Origin of the sequence: Jiella sp. M17.18 (assembly GCF_041027365.1) — a bacterium.
In the GTDB taxonomy this organism is placed as follows: Bacteria; Pseudomonadota; Alphaproteobacteria; order Rhizobiales; family Rhizobiaceae; genus VKMB-3413.
This window is the reverse complement of the sequence record NZ_JBFTEH010000055.1, coordinates 1-708: the sequence shown is the minus strand read 5'-3', so window position 1 is coordinate 708 and position 708 is coordinate 1. Positions and strand designations below refer to the sequence as shown.

Below are 708 nucleotides of genomic sequence, written 5' to 3'. Positions count from 1 at the left end.
GCGGCTCTCGAGGATTCGAACAAGGAGATCGGCGAGGACGCGGTGCGGGCGCTGATGAAGGAAGTCGACGCCTACATCCCGACGCCGGAGCGTCCGATCGACCAGCCGTTCCTGATGCCGATCGAGGACGTGTTCTCGATCTCGGGCCGCGGCACGGTGGTGACGGGTCGCGTCGAGCGCGGCGTGGTCAAGGTCGGCGAGGAAGTCGAGATCGTCGGCATCCGCGACACCAAGAAGACGACGGTGACGGGCGTCGAGATGTTCCGCAAGCTGCTCGACCAGGGCCAGGCGGGCGACAACATCGGCGCGCTGATCCGCGGCATCGACCGCGAGGGCGTGGAGCGCGGCCAGGTCCTGTGCAAGCCGGGTTCGGTGAAGCCGCACACCAAGTTCAAGGCCGAGGCGTACATCCTGACCAAGGAAGAGGGCGGCCGCCACACGCCGTTCTTCACCAACTACCGTCCGCAGTTCTACTTCCGCACGACGGACGTGACGGGCGTGTGCACGCTTCCCGAGGGCACCGAGATGGTGATGCCGGGCGACAACGTGACGATGGACGTGACGCTGATCGTTCCGATCGCGATGGAAGAGCGCCTGCGCTTCGCGATCCGCGAGGGCGGCCGCACCGTCGGCGCCGGCATCGTCGCGGCGATCGTCGAGTAAGGCTCGAAGACGACAGGGCGCGCCGCGGCTCTCTGCGGCGCGCCT

The 708-nt window shown here is 67.7% G+C and carries 1 protein-coding gene; it reads left to right on the top strand.

All coding sequences use genetic code 11. From position 1 onward, the window contains the following. Window positions 1-663, top strand: a 663-nt coding sequence (locus AB5S17_RS23435) for an EF-Tu/IF-2/RF-3 family GTPase (protein ID WP_369243583.1), incomplete at its 5' end; no start/stop codon positions are given. Window positions 664-708 lie beyond the last annotated feature (45 nt).